The 19,498-nt window shown below is 54.7% G+C and carries 18 protein-coding genes; 10 read left to right on the forward strand and 8 right to left on the reverse strand.

Features of this window, described 5'->3' with window-relative positions; genetic code table 11:
- The first annotated feature begins 142 nt into the window (after positions 1 to 142).
- The 6 genes from HALA3H3_RS23775 (at position 143) to HALA3H3_RS23800 (ending at position 5,451) form a co-directional block, all read left to right on the forward strand.
- The gene (locus HALA3H3_RS23775; protein ID WP_022524035.1) at positions 143 to 1,141 is read left to right on the forward strand and encodes a TRAP transporter substrate-binding protein; all 999 of its coding nucleotides are present in this window, start codon (positions 143 to 145) and stop codon (positions 1,139 to 1,141) included.
- The gene (locus tag HALA3H3_RS23780) at positions 1,141 to 1,683 is read left to right on the forward strand and encodes a TRAP transporter small permease (protein WP_022524036.1); all 543 of its coding nucleotides are present in this window, start codon (positions 1,141 to 1,143) and stop codon (positions 1,681 to 1,683) included. Before HALA3H3_RS23775 ends, HALA3H3_RS23780 begins: the two co-directional genes overlap by 1 nt.
- Positions 1,680 to 2,954 carry a TRAP transporter large permease gene (locus tag HALA3H3_RS23785; RefSeq protein ID WP_022524037.1) on the forward strand — a complete coding sequence of 425 codons (1,275 nt, stop codon included), beginning with the start codon at positions 1,680 to 1,682 and terminating at the stop codon, positions 2,952 to 2,954. The genes HALA3H3_RS23780 and HALA3H3_RS23785 overlap by 4 nt, the downstream gene beginning before the upstream one ends.
- A gap of 33 nt (positions 2,955 to 2,987) precedes the next feature.
- Positions 2,988 to 3,818, forward strand: a complete 831-nt coding sequence (kduI, locus tag HALA3H3_RS23790; protein ID WP_022524038.1) for a 5-dehydro-4-deoxy-D-glucuronate isomerase — start codon at positions 2,988 to 2,990, stop codon at positions 3,816 to 3,818.
- Between the two features lie 24 nt (positions 3,819 to 3,842).
- Positions 3,843 to 4,595: a 2-dehydro-3-deoxy-D-gluconate 5-dehydrogenase KduD gene (gene kduD / locus HALA3H3_RS23795; RefSeq protein ID WP_022524039.1), complete on the forward strand. Its 753-nt coding sequence runs from the start codon at positions 3,843 to 3,845 to the stop codon at positions 4,593 to 4,595.
- A gap of 61 nt (positions 4,596 to 4,656) precedes the next feature.
- Positions 4,657 to 5,451: an IclR family transcriptional regulator gene (locus tag HALA3H3_RS23800; RefSeq protein ID WP_022524040.1), complete on the forward strand. Its 795-nt coding sequence runs from the start codon at positions 4,657 to 4,659 to the stop codon at positions 5,449 to 5,451.
- A 38-nt stretch (positions 5,452 to 5,489) separates the two neighbouring features.
- On the opposite strand, the gene HALA3H3_RS23805 is transcribed toward HALA3H3_RS23800, so the two are convergent.
- Positions 5,490 to 6,698: an amino acid deaminase gene (locus HALA3H3_RS23805; protein WP_022524041.1), complete on the reverse strand. Its 1,209-nt coding sequence runs from the start codon at positions 6,696 to 6,698 to the stop codon at positions 5,490 to 5,492.
- A gap of 113 nt (positions 6,699 to 6,811) precedes the next feature.
- Here HALA3H3_RS23805 and HALA3H3_RS23810 point away from each other — a divergent pair, with 113 nt between their 5' ends.
- The 4 genes from HALA3H3_RS23810 (at position 6,812) to HALA3H3_RS23825 (ending at position 11,224) form a co-directional block, all read left to right on the forward strand.
- The gene (locus tag HALA3H3_RS23810; RefSeq protein ID WP_009287708.1) at positions 6,812 to 7,675 is read left to right on the forward strand and encodes a MurR/RpiR family transcriptional regulator; all 864 of its coding nucleotides are present in this window, start codon (positions 6,812 to 6,814) and stop codon (positions 7,673 to 7,675) included.
- Between the two features lies 1 nt (position 7,676).
- Positions 7,677 to 9,164: an N-acyl-D-amino-acid deacylase family protein gene (locus HALA3H3_RS23815; RefSeq protein WP_022524042.1), complete on the forward strand. Its 1,488-nt coding sequence runs from the start codon at positions 7,677 to 7,679 to the stop codon at positions 9,162 to 9,164.
- Positions 9,161 to 9,553 (forward strand): RidA family protein, encoded by a 393-nt coding sequence (locus HALA3H3_RS23820; protein ID WP_022524043.1) that lies wholly within the window; start codon positions 9,161 to 9,163, stop codon positions 9,551 to 9,553. The genes HALA3H3_RS23815 and HALA3H3_RS23820 overlap by 4 nt, the downstream gene beginning before the upstream one ends.
- A gap of 156 nt (positions 9,554 to 9,709) precedes the next feature.
- The gene (locus HALA3H3_RS23825; RefSeq protein WP_022524044.1) at positions 9,710 to 11,224 is read left to right on the forward strand and encodes a sodium:solute symporter family protein; all 1,515 of its coding nucleotides are present in this window, start codon (positions 9,710 to 9,712) and stop codon (positions 11,222 to 11,224) included.
- 72 nt (positions 11,225 to 11,296) lie between these two features.
- On the opposite strand, the gene HALA3H3_RS23830 is transcribed toward HALA3H3_RS23825, so the two are convergent.
- The 7 genes from HALA3H3_RS23830 to uxaC form a co-directional block, all read right to left on the reverse strand.
- Positions 11,297 to 12,772, reverse strand: coding sequence for a mannitol dehydrogenase family protein (locus HALA3H3_RS23830; RefSeq protein WP_022524045.1), 1,476 nt, complete (start codon positions 12,770 to 12,772; stop codon positions 11,297 to 11,299).
- Positions 12,773 to 12,775: 3 nt separating this feature from the next.
- On the reverse strand, positions 12,776 to 14,056 hold the full coding sequence (locus HALA3H3_RS23835; protein WP_022524046.1) for a TRAP transporter large permease: 1,281 nt from the start codon (positions 14,054 to 14,056) through the stop codon (positions 12,776 to 12,778).
- A gap of 2 nt (positions 14,057 to 14,058) precedes the next feature.
- On the reverse strand, positions 14,059 to 14,637 hold the full coding sequence (locus tag HALA3H3_RS23840; protein WP_022524047.1) for a TRAP transporter small permease: 579 nt from the start codon (positions 14,635 to 14,637) through the stop codon (positions 14,059 to 14,061).
- A gap of 94 nt (positions 14,638 to 14,731) precedes the next feature.
- On the reverse strand, positions 14,732 to 15,700 hold the full coding sequence (locus tag HALA3H3_RS23845; protein ID WP_022524048.1) for a TRAP transporter substrate-binding protein: 969 nt from the start codon (positions 15,698 to 15,700) through the stop codon (positions 14,732 to 14,734).
- An 86-nt stretch (positions 15,701 to 15,786) separates the two neighbouring features.
- Positions 15,787 to 16,809, reverse strand: coding sequence for a Zn-dependent oxidoreductase (locus HALA3H3_RS23850; RefSeq protein ID WP_009287704.1), 1,023 nt, complete (start codon positions 16,807 to 16,809; stop codon positions 15,787 to 15,789).
- Positions 16,810 to 16,823: 14 nt separating this feature from the next.
- A complete protein-coding gene (manD, locus tag HALA3H3_RS23855) occupies positions 16,824 to 18,035 on the reverse strand; it encodes a D-mannonate dehydratase ManD (RefSeq protein ID WP_022524049.1) in 1,212 nt (403 codons plus the stop codon).
- A 30-nt stretch (positions 18,036 to 18,065) separates the two neighbouring features.
- Positions 18,066 to 19,487: a glucuronate isomerase gene (gene uxaC / locus HALA3H3_RS23860; protein WP_022524050.1), complete on the reverse strand. Its 1,422-nt coding sequence runs from the start codon at positions 19,485 to 19,487 to the stop codon at positions 18,066 to 18,068.
- Between the last annotated feature and the right edge of the window lie 11 nt (positions 19,488 to 19,498).

Here is a 19,498-nt window from a genome sequence, read left to right on the forward strand (position 1 = left end):
CAATGTCGCATAGCCCAAGCATTGACCTATGCAGGAATGACGTTAAGCTTGGCCTTACATCAAATATAAAAACAGATTTTATATTTGAGAAAACAACCATCGCATCGCAACAAAAACATCACAATAAAACGGAGAACCTTCCATGCGCCTAACCCACTTAATGATGGCCAGCCTCGCTATTGGCTTCACCACATCGCTTCAAGCTGCCGATTTCACCTTCAAGTACGCTCATTCGCAAACCGATGAGGCGCCACGCTCTGAGTCCATGCGCTACTTCAAAGAAGCGCTTGAAGAGCGCAGTGATGGGCGTATCGCTGTCGAACTCTATTTCAATGGCACCCTGGGGAAGGAGGAGGACGTACTTCAGCAAGTCCAAATGGGGCTTATTCAGGGCTATCGCGGTGGTTTGTTTGCCCAAGCTAACCCCGCCTATCTGATCTATACCATGCCGTTCCTGTTCACCACGCCAGAACAGGCTATTGACGTGATGGAGGGCGAGCTTGGTCAGGCCATTAATGAAGGCGCACGAGAAAGCCAGCTGCATATACCGGTAACCGGCGTTGCAGGTGGCATGCGCCAGTTAACCAATAACGTTCGCGCCGTTAATCAAGTTGATGACCTCCGTGGCTTGAAGATTCGCACCCCGCCACTGGCACCCACGCTGCGGGCATTTGAAGCGTTGGGAGCATCCCCCCAGCAAGTGCCTTACACCGAGACCTATATGGCGCTGCGCACAGGGGTGGTCGATGGGCAAGAAAACCCGCCCTCCAATATCGCCGATATGAAGTTCCATGAAGCTCAGGAGTACATGTCATTACTGAACTGGCAAATCCATCCTGATCCCTTCTTTATCAGCGCCCAGTGGTACGACCAGCTACCTGAAGAGCTGCAGTTGATCGTCGACGACGTCGCTCAGGAGACGATGACCCGCTCCAACGAAATTTGGCTAGCCTCCGAAGCCAACTACCTCGAAACACTGGGCGAGCACATGAGCATTAATGACATCGCCGACGAACACCGCCAAGGCTTCGTAGATGCCGTCGTTCCTGTCTGGGAGCACTTTGTTGAGCGTGGTGACTTTAGCCAGGAGCAGTTAGAGCAAGTGCTCGCGCTGACCGATCAAGCCGAGGTATTGGAGTAATGAATCCACCTCCACTGGCGCAGCCGATGGCGGAAGATACCGCCTTGATGCGGGTAATGCGCCGCTTCGCTAGCCTGCTGGAAAATCTGATCGCCGCATTGATTGCGGCGGTTTTCCTGCTCTGCTTGGCACTGGTGATACTGCGCTACGTATTCAGCATTGGCTTTGCCGGTGCTGAAGAGGTGATGCGCTTTCTATTTGTGTATTCCACCGCACTGGGGGCATCGGTCGCCATTTTGCGCGGCGAGCATATCCGTATCAGTGTGCTTGTGGATGCACTGCCTTCGGCAATAGCCGTCTGGCTGAACCGCTTACGCCACTGTCTTGTGATGCTATTCAATGGCTATTTGGCATGGCTCAGTATCAGCTGGATTGGGCAAGTGGGTCGTTTCCGCTCCGCCGTGCTGGATGTGCCTAATTGGGTAGTGCAAATCAGTGTCCCCATTGGCGCGCTACTGGTCATTCTGTTTTCCTTGGCGGTGCTAGTGGGTGGAGAGCGCCCCTCAGCTCAACGAGAAGACGCGCAGGAGGGCCAGGCATGATTTTACTGCTTGTTAGCCTGATGGTGCTGCTGTTGATTGGGGTGCCCATCGCCTATTCCCTAGGGCTTTCGGGGCTGGTCTACTTCTTGATCATGCAGCCAAGCTTGATTGGCGTGCTTCCCCAGCGGGTACTGTCCGGTATGGATCTGTACACCATGATTGCCCTGCCGCTGTTCATTTTGATGGGGCTGGTGATGAACGCCTCAGGCATTACCGCTCGCTTGATCGACTTCTGTTTGATGTTGGTAGGCCGTTTTCCAGGTGGGCTGGGGCACGTCAATATCTCGACATCGATGATCTTTGGCGGCATATCGGGCTCTTCTGTGTCTGATACGGCATCGGTGGGTTCCGCCATGATTCCTGAGATGGCACGCAAGGGATACAGCGTAGAAACCGCCAGCGGTATTACCGTGGCATCTTCCACCATGGGCATGATCATTCCTCCCAGTGTGCCCATGGTGATCTACGCTGTTACCGCGCAGCAGTCTATCGGCACCATGTTTATGGCGAGCCTTGTGCCAGGTTTACTCATTGGCCTGCTGATGATGGGCATCATTGCGCTAATGGCCGGTCGTCAAGGCTACCCCCGTGCCCACGCAGGATTAAACCCGCAACAGCGCCGCCAGGTGATTCAGCGTGCGGTACTCGCGCTATTAATTCCTCTGTTTGTAGTGGGTGCAGTGGTCGGCGGTGTCGCTACAGCCACTGAGTCCGCCGCGTTAGGCGTGGGCTATGCGCTGTTTCTAGCATTGGTGGTATTTAAAAGCCTCAAACTGCATGAACTGCCCGCACTGTTTCGCTCTGCCGTAATGACCAGCGCAACGGTGATGGTCATTATTGCCATGAGCCAGCTGTACGTGTGGATTCTCACGATGGAGCAGATTCCCCAGCTGTTGGCAGGCTTTTTAGGCGGGCTGGATCTTACCCCGATATTGCTCCTGCTGGTGATTGCAGCTGCCGTGCTACTGATCGGCACCTTTATTGATGTGACCCCCGCGATTTTGCTGATTACCCCAGTGGTGCTGCCGGTGCTTGCCCTGGCCAATATTTCACCTGTGCAGTTTGGTGTCCTGTTGATCAGTGGCTTGGCTATTGGCTTGGTCACGCCGCCGGTGGGCATGTGCCTGAACGTCTGCTCATCCATCACAGGCCTCTCGATTGGGCGTATTTTCCGCGGCGCCCTACCGTTTCTGCTCGCAAACCTCCTGGTGATGCTGCTGGTCATTACCTTTCCGGCTATCACCCTGTGGCCGCTCACGCTGTTCTCGTGAGCCCATTTACTTTTACTATTAAAGGAAATTCGTATGGATATTCGCCAAGCGCTTCATAGCGATCATTTTAAAACCCTCGATACCCAGGGCCTGCGTGACAAAATGCTGGTCACCAAGATTATGGTGCCAGGCCAACTGTCGCTAACCTACAGCCACGTTGACCGCATTATTGTTGGTGGCGCGGTACCCACTGATTCACCGCTTACCCTGAGCGGTGGCAAAGAACTTGGCGTTGACTATTTTCTAGAGCGGCGGGAAATGGGCGTTATCAACATTGGCGCGCCCGGGCGCATTACTGTCGACGGTGAAACGGTCGAGTTAGGCACCCACCACGGCCTGTATATTCCCAAAGAGAGCCGTGAGGTCAGCTTTGAGAGCCTCGATGCGACCAAGCCTGCGCGCTTTTATATCAACTCAACGCCTGCCCATGTACGTTACCAGCTTCGCCATATCCGCCCGCAAGATGCCTCGCCCACCAGCCTTGGTGACCCTGAAACCGGCAATGTGCGTACCATCAATAAGTACCTGCATACCGATGTACTGGATACCTGCCAGCTCTCCATGGGACTTACCCAGTTAGAGCCCGGCAGTATGTGGAACACCATGCCCTGCCATACCCACGAACGGCGCATGGAAGTGTACTTCTACTTTGACTTGAGTGAAGACGATGTGGTGTTCCACCTGTGTGGCAAACCCCAAGAGACCCGGCATATCGTGGTTGCCAACGAACAAGCCGTGATTCACCCCAGCTGGTCGATTCACTGCGGCTTTGGCACTCGCCGCTACACCTTTATTTGGGGTATGTGCGGTGAAAACCTGACCTACGATGATATGGACTTTATCGCTTCTAAAGAGCTGCGCTAAACCACTACCCAGGGAGAGTGACCAATGAAGCTATTTTCGCTGAACGGCCAAGTTGCCATGGTGACTGGTTGCAACAAAGGGCTGGGCCAGGGAATTGCCATTGCACTGGCACAGGCGGGTGCCGATATCGTGGGGGTCAACCGCAGCCCTGCTGATGACACCCGCCAGCAGGTCGAGGCCCTAGGGCGCCAGTTTTACGACATTACCGCTGAGCTGGGCAGCCAAGCGCCTAGCGAGATTGTCTCACAGGCGATCGCGCAAGCGGGCAAGGTGGATATCCTGGTCAACAATGCGGGGATTATTCGTCGGGCAGCAGCCGTTGAATTTTCAGAGCAAGATTGGGATGACGTCGTTGATGTTAACTTGAAAGCCGCTTTCTTTCTCGCACAGCAGGTTGCCAAACACCTTATCGAGCGCAAAGCACCGGGCAAGATCGTCAATATCGCTTCATTACTGTCGTTTCAGGGCGGCATTCGTGTGCCCTCCTACACCGCCAGCAAAAGCGGCATTCTCGGTCTAACGCGCCTGCTCGCCAATGAGTGGGCGGGCCATGACATCAACGTTAATGGCATCGCCCCTGGCTATATGGCCACCGACAACACCCAAGCATTGCGCGACGATCCCCAGCGCCATGCTGAAATTCTTGGCCGAATCCCCGCCGGACGCTGGGGCACGCCAGAAGACTTAGCCGGCGCTGTGATATTCTTATGCTCCGATGCCGCCCGCTACGTGCATGGACATACCCTGGCGGTAGACGGCGGCTGGCTGGCACGCTAACCAAGCGTTTTGGTTAACGCCACGAGCAACGAGCGATTGGCAATCACGTAAGGGAGCTTGAATGAAGGAGAAGGCTGAAACGCAGTACCACGCCCCTGCCTTAGAGAAAGGGTTGGATATTTTGGAGCTGCTTGCCCAATCTCCCCAACCGCTAAGCACCCAAGCGATTGCCGAGCAGATCGGTCGTAAAACCAATGAGATGTACCGCATGCTGATGGTGCTGCGGGATCGTGGCTACGTCAGCATGGATGATAGCGGTAGCCGCTATCAGCTAACGCTAAAGATGTTTGAGATGGCCCACCGCTTCCCGCCCACCAAGCGGTTAGTACAGGCCGCACTACCGCGCATGGAAGAGCTATGCCATGAAATCTCCCAGTCGTGTCATCTTAGCGTTGCTCGTCCTGGCCATCTATTGGTAGTGGCCCAGTACGAAAACCCCGACAAGATGGGCTTTGGGCTGCGTCTGGGGGCCAACATCGATATATGCGGCTCCGGTTCTGGGGCCGTCATGCTGGCCTTTCTGGATGAGCCACGCCGGGAGCGCATTCTCGCCGCCAGCGATGCAACGCAACAAGAGGTTGACCGAACGCGGGCCCTATTTGATCCGATTCGCCAGCAGGGCTACCACGTGGGGCCAAGCCCTCAAGTCCAAGGGTTAACGAATATCAGCTTCCCCGTCTTTGGGGTTCATGACGTTATCGAAGCCGTTATCACCATCCCTTATCTCACTCTGATTCCAGAAGCGATGCATCGGGAAGTTCCCAGAATCGACCGCTGTCGGGAACAGCTAGGGGAACTGGCAGACGCCCTGACACTGGCTATTGGTGGGCGCCTACCAGCAGGTACAACGAGCTAAATGATGTTCTCTATAACGGCGTTCTCTATAACAACACTCTAAAAGTAGGTCGCCATACGCTCTTTAACGTTTAGTTGATCATCCACTAACAGTATCTGGCGCCATTTATCGAAGGTTAAACAGGGATGAGAGGCGCCAAAGGCGACAATATCACCGACCTCGACATCTTGAGCCCCTTCCGGAAGGCGCACAAAGGTGTGCTGATCCATAATTTTTGTCACCTCCCAGCCAGCAACTGACATTGACTGAGAGGGCTCACCGGCTTCCCGGAAACGACGCAGGGCAATAGGTAGCTGGTCATGACCGATATCACGCTTACCTAGCGCTACAATGGCAAGCCCAGGTTCGGGAAGCGACTGCACCTGGGCAAAGACTTCCAGGGCAGGCTCAAGCCCCTGCTGCAAATCCGGCCGGCGGCCTAATACCGCTGATTGCGCTTCACGATAAAGCCCATGGTCGTGGACGATGTAGCAACCTGGGCGTAGCACGGGGGTAAATCTCCCCTGAAGTGGTGCGCCCTGAAAAGCCTCCGCAATCACGTCATACCAGGCGGAACCTGACGCGGTGACAATCGGGTTCTCTTCAGCAAAGCGTCCAGCAGCTTCGAGCTCTACGGCAACATCCACCAGGTATTTAGCATAGGTACGAATACCGGATTCGGGATTATCCCCGTGAACCACACCCTCATAGCCCTCCAGGCCCACCAGAGAAAGTGCTGGTTCACTAGCAATCACCTCCGCCAGCGAAAGAATTTGCTGCTGATTGCGGCAGCCACAGCGGCCACCCTCCACGCCTATCTCAATAAGCACCGATAACGTCAAGCCCCGCTCAGCAAAAAAGCGCCCGAGCTGGCGCGCATTCTCATGGCTATCGACCACACAATAAAACGCAGCGCCCTGTTCGAGCAGACTGGCGATAATGGCCATATTTGCCTGACCCACCAGTTGGTTCGCCATCAATATTCGGGTAACGCCATTGGCGAAGGCAGCACGACACTGGGGCGCAGTGGCAAGGGTGATCCCCCACGCACCCGCCTGAAGCTGACGATGGAAAAGCGCGGGCGTCATGGTGGTTTTGCCATGGGGCGCCAAGCGAGCACCGTGAGCCTCTGCGAATCGTTGCATCCACTCTACGTTATGAGCCAGTGGGCCTTCATGCACCACGGCGGCGGGAAGGCTGACACCTGATAGCAGGTTTGATCCCAATTCCTCACCGCCTTTATCCATCGCTAACGCCATTGTCTGCATTCGCCCATATCCTCTTTTTTAATAAAGCATCGATGTTAGATACTTTCACAACTATTGACTTAAGGTTAGAAACTAACATACTTTTTAAATCAGGCAACCATTAGGAGTCCACGGTGAGCCAGGAAATCGACATTTTGTCACGTATTACCACTGACTTTGCTGCCTTGCGTGAAGCTGAAAAAAAAGTCGCCGAGCTGATATTTGCTGACATCGAGTTTGTCACCGAAGCAAGCATCGGTGACATCGCCCAGCGCGCCGGAGTAAGCGATGCCAGTGTCACCCGATTTGCACGCGCTATCGGCTGTACTAACGTGCGCGACTTAAAAACGCGCTTAACACGCGCTTTAGCAGCAGGTCGCCGTTTTATACAAGAAGCGACACCCGAAGACAGCTCAAGCGTGGTGTATGACATTGCCACGCAAACCCTCGCGCTTAACCGTGATTTGCTCGCCCAGGCCGATGTGGCAGGCGCTGTCGAACAGCTGGATAAAGCGCGCCAGATATTGGTATTTGGCGCAGGGGGCGGTTCCAGCATTCTCTGCCAAGAGTTTCAATTCCGTTTAGTCCGTCTTGGCTATGCGATCTGCGCTTACCCTCAAGCACTCTTACCCCGCATGGTAGCGTCAACCCTTGAGCCAAATGACGTAGTGGTTGTGCTATCGGTCACTGGCTATACCCCGGAGATGGTGGAGTCGGCACAAATTGCCAGGCAGTACGGCGCAAAAGTGATTGCCATCACCGCCCTGAATTCTCCTTTAGCCGATACATCCGACATTGTGCTCCCGATTACCTCTCGGGAAACCGACTTCATCTATCACCCTTCAGCTTCCCGCTACGCCATGCTGGCGGTCATCGATGTGTTAGCGCTTGAACTTGCCATGCGCCACCGTGAGCGTTCACGGACTAAATTGCGTCGTCTCAAGCTTAGCCTCGATGACCATCGCGGTGGCGACAACCGCCAGCCACTAGGAGATTAAGATGGTTTACGATCTGCTGATTCGTAACGCCAACGTACTGGATGGCTCCGGCGAAGCCCATTTTTGTGCCGATGTGGCTATTCAAGGCGAGCGTATCTGCGCCATCGGTGACATGCCCTACGCCACCGCTACCACCATTATTGACGCCCAAGAGCGCTATCTGGCCCCTGGTTTTATCGATGTCCACACTCACGACGACACCAATGTCATTCGTACCCCAGAGATGCTGCCGAAGCTGACACAAGGAATAACGACGGTGGTGGTGGGTAACTGTGGGATCAGTGCGAGCCCCGTGACACTCACTCGCGACGTACCCGACCCCATGAATTTACTGGGCAAGCTAGAGGACTTTCGCTACCCAAGCTTCAGCGCCTATGCCAATGCCGTGGACGCTGCCGCACCCAGTATTAACGTCGCCGCCTTGGTGGGGCATACGAGTCTGCGCAGCCAGGTGATGGACAGCTTCGCCCGCCCTGCCACTGCTGAAGAAATTGCACAAATGGAAGTGTTGCTAAGCCAAGCGCTGGATGAGGGAGCCCTAGGGCTTAGCTCAGGGCTTGCCTATCGCAACGCGATACACGCGCCGACCGCCGAGATGGCCCCACTGGTGGCAGCCGTTGGCCAATCAGGCGGCGTATATACCCCCCATCTTCGAGATGAGTTTGCGGGCCTGCTGGGTGCCATGGACGAAGCATTTTCCACCGCTCGCAATGGCCAGGTGCCTCTGGTGATCTCGCACCTTAAATGCGCAGGCGCGGGCAATTGGGGAGGCGCTGGTAAAGCGCTGGGTAAATTGGAGTCTGCCGCCCAGCACCAGCATGCCCACTGCGACTGCTACCCCTACACCGCAGGCTCCTCCACTCTAGATCTGGGCCAGGTCACGGATGAGATTGAGATCACCATTACCTGGTCGACACCGCACCCTGAGCAGGCGCGTCGCCCGTTAAAAGAGATCGCCGCCGAATGGGGGGTATCACTGTTAGATGCGGCCAAGCAGCTACAGCCGGCGGGGGCGGTTTACCACAACATGAGTGAAGCGGATATGCAGCAAGTGTTAGCGCACCCGCTCTCCATGGTCGGTTCCGATGGATTACCGAACGACCCGCACCCCCACCCACGCCTTTGGGGAGCCTTTCCGCGTGTGCTGGCCCACTACAGCCGCGATTTAAAGCTAATGCCGCTGGCCGAAGCGGTACGCAAAATGACCAGCCTTTCAGCGGCTAATTTCGGTTTAACGGATCGCGGCGTGATCCGCATAGGCGCCTACGCAGACCTCACTCTTTTTGATCTAACGATTCTTGAAGATACGGCCAATTACGAGACCCCCATTGCGGCCGCTAAAGGCATCGAAATGGTCATAGTGAACGGCAAAATCGCCTATCAACACGGCGCCATTTCAGACCAACGCGCTGGCAGGATGCTGCGCAGAACAGAGCGTATTGCTCAATCGATCCCCACCTTTCAACCCAACCAGGAGAAAACATCATGAGCATTACACGATACGGCACGGAAGGCGGCGTAGGCACCGGCGGTCAGAAGCTGCCCTTTGCCCGCGCCGTAGAGGCAGGTGGCTGGCTATACGTCTCCGGACAAACACCCATGACCGACGGCGAAGTCGTTGAAGGCGGCATTGTTGAGCAGACCCGCCTCGCCTTCGATAACTGCCTGGCCATTATGCAAGAAGCAGGTTTCGGTGTTGAAGACGTCGTGCATGTCACCACCGTGCTCACCGATGCGCGCTATTTCACCTCGTTCAACAAGGTGTTTAAGGAGGTCTTTGGCGACAACCCACCAGCACGCATCTGCAGCGTTCAAGACTTGGTGGTGGATTGCAAAGTCGAGGTTGACGTGAAGTGCTTCCGCGCTGATCGCGTCTAGACACCCAGCTTTAAGTACCCAAAAAAAGCGCCGCACCCCGGCAAGGGCGCAGCGCCAGATTACCGCGTGATTAGGATAAAAAGCCCCGCGGTAATCGCTTCCATTGCCTACCTTCGGCCGCGGCAACGGCCGGATAAACAACGATAAGAGGTTAACATGAACAGCCAACTATTCCTTATTACCTTCGTGCTCTACATTGTCGCCATGATTGTGTTTGGCTGGTGGATTTCAAGACACAAACGGGGCAACGGCGACGACTTCCTACTCGGTGGGCGAAGCGTGCCGCTATTCCTTACCGTGGGTACTACAGTGGCGACCATGGTGGGCACCGGCTCCAGCATGGGCGCCGTTGGGTTCGGGTTCGGTTACGCCAACGGCTGGGCGGGTGCCTTATACGGGCTTGGAGGCGCCGTGGGTATTCTACTGCTCGCGGTCTGTTTTGCTCCCATACGTAAACTTCGCTTTATGACCATGAGTGAGGAACTCGCCTATTACGTCGGTGCGAATCGGCTGGTACGTAATGTGGTCGCGCTACTTATCTATATTGCCTGTATAGGCTGGCTGGGAGCACATATTCTTGGCGGTGGTCTCTACCTTTCCTGGATGGCGGATATCGATCTAACCACCGCACGTATTCTGGTGGCGTTAGGCTTCGGCATTTACTGCGTGGTGGGGGGTTATTTTGCGGTTATCTGGACTGACACCATTCAAGCGGTTGTACTGTTTGCGGGTTTTATTTTGATGGCGGTGCTGGCGCTAGTGGAGGTTGGCGGCTTCTCAGGCCTTACGGCAGGTATGGATGCGGGGGCCACTAGCTTTCTAGGTATTGGTCAAATTGGTGCGCTGCCAGCGCTGTCACTCGCTGCCGTCATTGCCATTGGCGTGCTTGCTACACCCTCCTTTCGTCAGCGCATTTATTCAGGAAAATCAGTCAAATCGGTACGCCGCTCGTTCTTAATCACCGGCGTTCTTTACCTGGGCTTTTCGATCATTCCCGCGATTATTGGTATGGCCACCCACGCCCTTAACCCTGGGCTTGAAAATAGCAACTTCGCCTTCCCTTTCCTGGCCACTGAAATTATGCCCCTAGGATTAGGACTACTGCTATTGGTAGCGGGTCTTTCCGCTACGATGTCTAGCGCGAGCTCCGATGCCATTGCCGGTGTTTCCACGCTGATTCGCGATCTATATGTGCGGGCAACGGGCCGCACGCCCTCAGCGCGAAATGTAGTGCGCTTCTCGCGTATTGCGCTAGTGGCAACCATTGGTCTGGCGCTGCTGTTCGCGCTGGCCTCAGACAATGTCATCACTTACATCACCCGCATGATCTCGACGATTCTTTCAGGGCTGTTTGTGAGTGCCATGCTGGGCCGTTTCTGGCCGCGTTATAACTGGCAGGGTGCCATCGCCACGCTGATTTTCGCATCAGCGACGTCATTAACGATTATTGCCAATAGCGACTGGACAGCCTTCTGGGGTAATCCAAGCATCCCCGCGGTGCTGGTAGCGCTGGTAGCGCTGGTAGCGGGTGTGATTGTAAGCCTAGCGACGCCCGCTTCACGCGTGACTTCTGCCCAGGCACTGGCAATTCTTGACCAAGAGCGCAAGCGTATGGAGCAAGTGCCCGAACCGACTCTCACGAACGCTGAAGCGCCCGCTGCACCTCGCTAATCGTTAGCCATTAGTGCGCACTAAAAAACCCCACTGATTGATTCAATCAGTGGGGTTTTGAACTTAACGGGATTATAAGCCCGCTAGTGCCTCACGCAACCCGCCCTGGGTGAGTGTTTGATATGCCACCAGCACCGCCTGTGCAAACGCATCGTCTTGTGCCAATGCGTTTGGCACCACATCGTCCATGGCTAAATAGGCCGCTACCAGCGCGCGGGGATCGCTACCATGCATCTGGTGCAGCTCTGCAAAGCGCTTGGCTAGCGGATCATCCACGAGGTAACTATTTCCTTGCAGGTCTTGACCCGCGGTATAGCGAATCCAGGCCGCCACCCCCAACGCCACGCAGGGCGAAGTTTGACCAGCGGCACTACGTTCCAGCGCGCCGGAAAGCCAGCGCTGTGGAAGCTTTTGGCTACCATCCATAGCGATCTGCTGCAGACGATGACGCAAACTGTCATTGGCAAAGCGTGCCAGCAGCGAGTCAGCATAAGCGTCTAAATCGATTCCCTCGGGCATCTCAAGTGTAGGTGCCGCTTCTTCAAGCATATATCGGCGCAACAGCGCCCGAAGCTCGACGTGATTGATGCCGTCATAAACCGTTTCGATACCTGCAAGCGCGCCAAGATAGGCAAGCAAGGAGTGGCTGCCATTGAGCATGCGCAGCTTCATGATTTCAAACGGCGCCACATCTGCCACCATCTCAACCCCCTCAGCTTCCCAGCCGGGTCGCCCCTGGGGGAAGTTATCTTCAACCACCCACTGCGTGAACGCTTCGCATACCACGGCGTTTGGATCGGTAACGCCCAGTGCCGCTAAGCGCTCAAAATCGGCGTCGGTCATCGCGGGGACGATGCGATCCACCATGCTGCAGGGAAAAGCCACTTCACTGGCAATCCAACTGGCCAACGTTGCGTCTCGATGCTCGGCCAGTTGCACCACCGCTTGGCGAGTCCGCTTACCGTTATCCGGCATATTGTCGCAAGAGAGCACGGTAAAGGGGGCAATGCCAGCCTCATGCCGCCGAGCTAACGCTTCCACCAATAGCCCTGGTGCGGTACGTGGCTGCTGGGGCGAGGCTATATCGCCGATGATCATGGGGTCATCGACTCTCAACTCACCGCTGGCAGGGTTTAAAAAGTAGCCTTTCTCAGTGACTGTTAACGTAACGACACGGGTATCCGCAGACGCCATTCGCGCCAGGAGCGCCTCTCGGTCTCGGCCCCAGCTATCCATACCTTCGTCCGCGCCATCACGGCCCGAGAATAGCGTCTCTTCAATAACGCCAATTTCACGCAGCGTGACGCTGTCACTATCGGCGTACTCCGCTACATGATAGCGCTGCCCTGCCGCACGTAAGCCGTCGACTAAACCAACGCTAGAGCGTAAATTCGCGCTGCAAACGCCCCACTCACCATCGCCACTGCGTTGGCGATAACGTTCTAAATAGACCGCTTGGTGGGCACGATGAAAAGCGCCTAACCCCAGATGGACAATCCCGATCCGACCACTTCTTGGCTTTGCTTCAATAAGCTTTGGAGCCATCATCAACTACTCTCCCATCAGCAAGTTAGGCAACCAAAGCGAAATCGCGGGGACATAGGTCACCAACAACAGTACCGCCAAGTTGCACAGCAAAAAAGGCACGATGGCTTTTGCCACCGTCAACATAGGTAGCTTGCCAATCCCCGCTACCACGAATAGGCAGACCCCCACCGGCGGGGTTGTCAGCCCAATCATCAGGTTCAACACCGCGATTACCGCAAAGTGAACCGGATCGACACCCACGCCAGTGGCGACTCCCACCAAGGCCGGGAAAAGAATAATCAGCGCGGCAATAGTCTCCATAAAAGCGCCAACAAACAAAAGAATCAGGTTAAGGATGAGTAAAACAATGAGCGGGTTATCGCTAATGGAGAGAATCAGTGAGGCTATCATCTGAGGGATCTGCTCACTGGTGAGTATCCAGCCAAACAGGTTGGCTAACCCCACCATCAGCAGGAGTGCCGAAGAGGTTAATACGGTGTCTGACAAAATCGCCGGAAGCTTTTTCCACGACAGGCCTTTATACACATACATGCCGACGACCAAGGCATAGAGGCAAGCCACAATAGAAGCTTCGGTAGGGGTAAAGAACCCGCCAATAATGCCGTAGAGAATAATCACAGTCATCAGCAGTGCCCAGAAGGCCGTTTTGGCTTCGCGCAGCAGCTGCAAAAACGGTACCCGCTGCTCTTTGGGATATCCACGCCGAACGGCCAGGATATACACCGTAATCATCATGGCGAGGCCCATTAGAAGCCCCGGTACGGCACCTGCCAGGAACATCCGTCCGACCGAAATCCCGCTGAGCGAACCGGCAATGATCATGGGTACGCTGGGCGGTATAATCGGCCCAACGGTTGACGAGGCGGCGGTAACCGCAGCAGCAAACGGCTTGTCATAGCCTGAGCGAGCCATACCGGGAATCATCACCGAACCGATGCTGGCTGAATCTGCAACCGCCGTGCCGGAGATACCACCGAAAATCATCGACCCTGCCACATTGGCCAAGCCAAGACCGCCGCGAATGTGGCCTAACAGAGCATTGGAAAAACGCACAATATGATCAGTGATATTGCCCACGTTCATTAAATTGCCGGCCAGCACAAAGCCGGGAATACACAGCAGCACGAAGGTGTCGATACCCGCATACATGCGCTGCGGCACGATGGTTAATGAAATGCCTTCAAGCAGCAGATAAGAGAGCGAGGCTAACCCCAGCGCAAACGCAATGGGCATTCCCACCAAGAGCAAAACCAAGAAAACGCTAAAGAGGATAATAACTTCCATGCTTACGACTCCGGAAGGGAGGCAGAGGAGCGACACATTGCGATAATTCCCTCAAGACACCCCAGCAAGCTGTAAACCAGGAGAAGCGCAAAGGTGACTACCGTTGAGAAAAAGATATACAGCATGGGAACATGCAGCGTTGGCGAGGTTTGCCAAGCGCCGTTTTGCGCATACTGCCAAGCGTAAGGCAGCACCAAAAAGGCAAACAGGCCAATCAGCGCACAGATCAACACTTGAAAGGCTGCTTGTATGCGCGGCGCCAGTAGATGATGGAAAAGCTCAACGCTGATGTTTCGGTTCTGTCGCAGCACCACACCAACAGATAGTGCCACCATATAAATAAACAGATAGCGCGAGAGTTCTTCGGTCCAGGCTATCGAAAACGGCAAAAATAGCCGTGAACAAATTTGCAGCAGTACCGTGGCGGCAATCGCAATCAGCGCCGTAACAGCCAACGTCAGAAAGCACGTGTCCACCCAGCCAATGACACGCCCAATGGGGCCTTTAAATTTAGGCACCGCCGACATTGAATCCAGACTCTCCAACGCTTGCTGTTCAAGCGCTTTGTGACCCGAGTTCATAACCGTATCCTCATGGGCAAGCTGCTTGTATCGTTAGAAAATGGACTGGCGCACGCCAGCCCATTGTCATTATCAATTGACCACAAATCCGAGCTTACAGGTCTTGGATAGCGTCAAAGAGTTCACGCTGCTCTTCGGTTAAGGCCTCAAGCACGGCGGGGCGAGCTTTCTCTGCAAAGGCATCGACATCGACTTCCACGAACTCCATGCCACGCTCCTGTAGCGCTTGCTCAAGACGTGCTTGGTCATCAACGAAAAGCTCGGCTTGATACTCCTGCATCGTTTGAGCAGCGTCTCGCACCACTTGCTGAAGTTCTTCCGGCATACTTTCCAACTGGTTACGGCCAATCACCACGTAGATCCAGCTGCGCACATGGCCGGTCATGTTGACGTAGTCCTGCACCTCATTAAAGCTGGCGCTTTCGATCAGACTAAGCGGGTTCTCTTGACCTTCCAGGGTGTTTTGCTGCAGCGCAGTGAACACTTCGCTAAACGCCATTGGGGTTGGACGTGCCCCCATTGCCTGCCATGTATCAACGAATAGCGGCACGTTAGGAACGCGAAGACGTAACCCATCCAGCTCATCAGGCGTGCGGATAGGACGATTGGAGGTCAGCTCACGGGGGCCACGCTCAAACCACGCCAAAGGTACCAGGTTAGTGCGTTCAGTGATTTGCGCTTCAATCTCAGCACCAATATCGCCGTTAACGGCGGCATGGAGGTGTTCGGAATCTCTAAAGGCGTACGGTACCGCCATCATCGCGGCTTTCGGCGCCCAGTTCTGTAAGCTTTCACCGGTAATAGTCATATCCGCCGTGCCCAGTTGGATACTGTTGATCACGTCCATCTCGTTCCCAAGCTGCTCACTGGGATAGAGGCGTACTTCGATCTGCCCGTCAGAGTTTGCTTCGACCTCCTGTTTAAATTTCTCAGCGGCCTGGTGCCAAATGTTCTGCTCATTGGCTAAATGGCCAAAACGCAGGGTAAAGTCTGCCGCCATTAGTGAGTGACTGCCTAGCATGGCGGCCCCAAGAACAGCGCTGGTGATAAGTTGTTTGATCATTATCTTTCTCCTGCACACGGGTGTTGTTAGTTGTTTATTGCAGCTATTAATTTCGCGTGGGTTGGCGTGGGTTGGAGTAGCATCCCTCAAGCACTGATTTGAATCAGCACCTTGCGGGCCTCTTCTGGCCGGTGATCAAGCATGTCGATGGCGCTGGGCATGTCGCTTAGCGGCAACCGGTGGCTGACTAACGCCAACGGATCCAACTGCCCACTTGCCATTAGCTTTAGCACCTCCGGAAACTTACGGTTGTTGAGCCGCGACCCGACCAGGGTTAGCTCTTTCTTAATCACCTCTAACTGCACTAGCTCGCTGGGCTGAACGCTAAAGCCCAGTAGACCAATGCGCCCTGCTGGCGACGCTAAACGCAGCATTTGCGGTAACAGCGCTGGCACGCATGCCGCATCGGCAATAAGCGGCACGCCTTCCCCCTGGGTTAAGGCAAGCACCTCTTTTTCCACATCCTGCTCGCGGCTATTAAATACCTGCGTTGCCCCAAGCTGTTTTGCCGCCACTAACCGCTCGTTAATAACGTCAGTGACGATGACCTCTTCAATCCCCTTGGCCAGGGCCATTTGCAGGATCGTAAGGCCAATAACGCCGGCGCCCAGAATCATTAGTCGATCACCAGGATGCGGCTGCATACGATCAAGTACGTTGGCGGCAATGGTATAAGGCTCAACTAAGGCAGCGGCGTCTAGCCCGATATGCTCGGGTAGGTGGTGTACGTTAGCCGCGGGTACGGCCACAAACTCTTCAAAACCACCATCGCGATGCACGCCGATCACTTCCAGCGAACTGCACACGTTGGGACGTCCAATCCGGCAGGGGTAGCACTCACCACAGCTGATAACGGGGTCAATGCACACGCGATCCCCAACGGCTACGTCAGCCACGCCTTCCCCTACCGCCTCCACTACCCCGGCGAACTCATGACCGGTGATGCGCGGAAAGCGCACAAAGGCGTTGTCGCCATGGATAATGTGCATATCCGAGCCGCAGATACCGGCAAATGCTACGCGTACCAACGCTTCACCAGCGGCCACCTTGGGCGGATCAACTTCCGCGACCTGGTAGTCATGGGGCGCCTTTACCTGGAATGCTTTCATCTAGATGAACTCCTTCACCAGTGCCACAAGGTGCCGTCTTCTAACCGGTTCACCGGCAGGCTGGCGCGCTTATAGGGGTATTGCTTGGCTAATTGTTCATCGATATCGACGCCATGCCCCGGCTTTTCGCCGACAATGAAATGCCCATCTTCAAAGCGATAATCGTGGGGGAATACCTTGTCAGTAGCGCTGGTATGCGGCATATACTCCTGGATGCCGAAGTTGGGTACCCAGGTGTCAAAGTGAATCGCCGCCCCCAAGCAAACCGGCGAAAGATCCGTTGGCCCATGGAAGCCGGTACGCACGTGATAAAGACCCGCCAAATCGGCGATGCGGCGTACATGGGTGATCCCCCCGGCATGGGTTAGAGTGGCGCGGATATAATCGATCCACTGATTCTCGATCAACGCTTTGGCGTCATACAGGCTGTTAAAGACTTCGCCCACCGCCAATGGCGTGGTGGTGTGCTGGCGGATAAGACCAAACGCCTCCTGGTTCTCAGCCGGTACGCAATCTTCAAGCCAAAAGAGATGGTAGGGCTCAACTTCTTTGCCTAAACGAGCAGCCTCGATGGGCGTCAGGCGATGATGAACATCGTGTAGCACGTGCAAATCATCGCCGAAGCGCTCACGCACGGTGGCAAATAGTTTAGGCACATGGTTTAAGTATTTACTGGTACTCCACACATGCTCTGCGGGCAAATCAGAATCTGCAGGTTCATAGGGTTCACCCTCTTTTTTAGCGACACCATAGATGCTGGCAATGCCTGGCACACCAGCTTGAACGCGTACCGCTCTGTAGCCCTCATCCACATGGCGGGCGACCTCTTCTAGGCACGCTTCAATATCACGCCCTGTCGCATGACCGTAGACCATCACCCGATCACGACTCTTACCACCCAACAGCTGGTAAAGCGGCATGCCCGCAAGCTTTGCTTTGATGTCCCATAGGGCTACGTCCACTGCGGCAATAGCCGTCATCGTTACTGGACCACGCCGCCAGTAAGCGCCGCGATACAGAAAGTGCCAGATATCTTCAATGCGGCTAGCATCGCGACCAATCAATGTTGGTAACACATGTTCTTCCAGGTAGGCGACCACCGACAGCTCGCGGCCATTTAATGTGGCATCGCCGATCCCATACACTCCTGATTCGGTAACAATTTTCAGCGTGACAAAGTTGCGGCCTGGGGACGTTACGATTAAATATGCATCGCTAATGATCATGGTAAATCCATCACAAGAAGTAAAAAGAAGTTAACGCTCAAATAGGTAGCGCTGCACATTGTGGTAGCACACCGCACGAACCAGCTCGCCAACTCGGTCAATATCGTTGGGTAACTCGCCGCGGGTCATTTGAGTCCCCAGCATTTGGCAAAAAATACGCCGAAAATACTCATGACGAGAAAACGATAGAAGGCTACGAGAATCAGTCAGCATGCCCACAAAGTGGCGCAGCAAACCAAACTGCATCTGGGTAGTTAGCTGGCGTTCCATGCCATCACGCTGGTCGTTAAACCACCATGCGGCTCCAAACTGCACTTTTCCGGGGATTCCATCACCTTGAAAGGAACCGGCCAGCCCAGCGAGCATTTCGTTATCCCGCGGGTTAAGGTTATAAAGCACGGTGCGCGGCAGTTGATGCTGGCTATCCAGCGCATCCAACAGCGCCGCTAAAGGTTCTGCGTAGGTGATATCGCCAATCGCATCGAAACCACTGTTAGCGCCTATGTCACGACGCCCCCGCTGGCTTAAATCGCGCAAAGCGCCAATGTGAAGCTGCATGACCCAGCCCCGGCGTGCATACTCCTTACCGAGCCATAGCAGCACCGCTGTGGTAAAGCCGTGCACATCACCACTACTCAGTTCATTTCCGCGCTTTCTGCGGTCGAGTATCCGATCCAGCTCATAAGCTGCAGGAGGCTCAACAAAAACGGGCTTCTCAAGGCTATGGTCGGAAAGGCAGCAACCTAAACTTTCGAAATGTTCGAGACGCTGGTACAGAGCAGCCAGCAAATCATCGAAACGCTGTATCGTCACGCCACTGGCAACTTCGAGCGTAGCGAGATAATCGACAAACGCTGGCTGTTCTATTTTGAGAACCGCATCAGCTCGAAATGTCGGCAGCATAGTCGGCCCAGTGTTCGCCTTCGCGTGCCGTTGATGGGTTTCCAAGCTATCCACAGGATCATCCGTGGTACAAATAGTACGCACGTTAAAGCGCTCCAAAATCCCTTGAGCACTAAGCTGTGGAGTTGCTAGCCGCTGTTTAGATAGGTGCCATATCTCCTCAGCTGTCTGTGCAGAGAGGAGAATATTGTCGATCCCTAACGGCTTCTTAAGCTCAAGATGCGTCCAATGATAGAGTGGATTGCCTAAGCAGTCGGGTACGGTTTCCGCCCATGCTTGAAAGCGTTCTCGGTCACTGACATCTCCGGTTATACGCTGCTCAGCAACACCCGCGCAGCGCATTGCACGCCATTTATAGTGATCCCCTTTTAGCCATAGCTGGGTTAAATTATCGAACTGAGTATTATGAGCTATTTCGACTGGATCTAAGTGCGAGTGATAATCGCAAATCGGCATGATCGCTGCGTGCTCATGATAAAGCCGTCGGGCTGCTTCATTTTCTAACAGAAAGTCTTTGCCCATGAACTCAACATTATCATTAAACTTCATCATCGCTCCTT

Source organism: Halomonas sp. A3H3, from assembly GCF_000982975.1.
GTDB lineage: Bacteria > Pseudomonadota > Gammaproteobacteria > Pseudomonadales > Halomonadaceae > Vreelandella > Vreelandella titanicae.